The sequence below is a fragment of the Protofrankia sp. Cr1 genome, assembly GCF_963555865.1.
GTDB lineage: Bacteria > Actinomycetota > Actinomycetes > Frankiales > Frankiaceae > Protofrankia.
The window spans coordinates 14,901-16,431 of the sequence record NZ_CAUVXO010000075.1 but is presented as its reverse complement, the minus strand read 5'-3'; the positions used below and the strand labels follow the sequence as shown (position 1 = coordinate 16,431).

The 1,531-nt window shown below is 68.6% G+C and carries 2 protein-coding genes and 1 pseudogene; all 3 read left to right on the top strand.

Annotated features, from left to right (window positions below; genetic code table 11):
* Positions 1–268: 268 nt before the first annotated feature.
* On the top strand, positions 269–775 hold the full coding sequence (locus U9980_RS09165) for an SRPBCC family protein (RefSeq protein ID WP_322767530.1): 507 nt from the start codon (positions 269–271) through the stop codon (positions 773–775).
* A gap of 252 nt (positions 776–1,027) precedes the next feature.
* Positions 1,028–1,195: a DUF3117 domain-containing protein gene (locus tag U9980_RS09160; protein ID WP_013872340.1), complete on the top strand. Its 168-nt coding sequence runs from the start codon at positions 1,028–1,030 to the stop codon at positions 1,193–1,195.
* Between the two features lie 97 nt (positions 1,196–1,292).
* Positions 1,293–1,531, top strand: a pseudogene (locus U9980_RS09155) (hypothetical protein); the annotation flags it as partial.

The following is a 1,531-nucleotide window of genomic DNA, read 5'->3' as shown; positions in this document are numbered from 1 at the left end:
CCCGACAGCCCTACCGGTCCCCCCACCGGAGTAACCGGCAGCCGGGACAGGGCTTTCGGAAGATGCCGGACGTTCGTTGGGAACGATGTGAATCTGGTGTTGTGCCAGCAGCATCAGATTCACATCGTTAAGGGCGCTTGGCAGATAGGGGCGTGCATCGCGAAGCGATGGCCGGGTAGCGATGAGGCGAGGTGCGTGCGCCGGACCCGCGACGCCGCGTACCTGTCGCGGGTCGCTCCAAGCCGGCGGACCACTATAGGGGATCTTCATGTTGAGCGTCAGCCTGTCCCGGAAGCACCACCGCCCGCCAGCTCCCGCGGTGAACCGGCGCAAGCCCGGCATGCTTGTCGCGGCTGTCGAGGTGGACGCCGGACCGGACGCCGTGTTCGCGGCACTGACCGACTGGGAGCGTCAGGGGGAGTGGCTGCTGGCGACGACGGTGGTCCGTTGCCGTCAGGGTGGGATCGGGGTCGGCGGCTGCATCGTCGCCCGCACGGGGATCGGCCCGTTGGCGATCGTCGACACGATGGAGATCGTCGAGTGGGAGCCGCCGTACCGCTGCCTGGTCCGCCATACCGGCCGGGTGGTGCGTGGGAGCGGAGCCTTCGTGGTTGTGCCCCTGCCCGCAGGGCGGTCGAGGCTCGTCTGGTCCGAGGAGCTGGACCTGCCGCTGGGGTGGTTCGGTCGCGCCGTGTTCGAGCTGCTGCGGCCGCTGCTCGCGGGTGTGTGGCGGGTCTCGTTGCACCGCTTCGCCCGGAACGTGACGTCCAGCTGACGTCCAGCTGATGTCCAGCTGACGTCACCTGGACGGCTGGTACGCGCCGCCGCCGGACCGCCGTGACATACCGATCATGATCCTTGGCCTGAATTGTTTCCGTGTTGGCCGTTCGGAGGCTTATTTGGCGGTTCACGATCCCGTCTGGCTGTGTCTGTTGTGGCGCTGCGGGGTGACGTGTTTCGGTTCCCGGCCTGTTCTCCGGGATAATCGCCGGTGGTAGCAGGTCCGACGGCAGGAAGAGGTGCACCGATGGCGGCCATGAAGCCGCGGACGGGTGACGGTCCGCTCGAGGTCACCAAGGAGGGGCGCAGCATCATCATGCGCGTTCCGCTCGAAGGGGGTGGCCGTCTCGTGGTGGAACTGTTGCCTGACGAGGCGAAGGACCTTGGGGACGCGCTGAAGTCGGCTGCCGGCTAGGGCGTGTTCGACGTTCCGGTGGATACCGAGTGGGCCGCCCTCCGCCCTCCGCCCACCGACCGTGAGGCTGTGGGCCGGTACGCCGCCGGAGGTCGGTGTGCCGGCACGGGTTCTGCTCACGTCGTCTACTGCTGGGGCGGAACCACCGTCCGAGGCGCTCAACACCGACGCCGAGGGCCGTCTGGTGCCCGCTGAGGGGCTTGCCTACGCGGCCACCGTCGCGCCGGCCGGCCTGTTCTCCTGTTCCGACGACACAGCGGGTCCCAGAGGCCTTCTGCGCGTGGCCCAGGCCGCCGGTGAAGGACTTGGCGGCAGCCCTGCTAGGCGCGGGGAGTA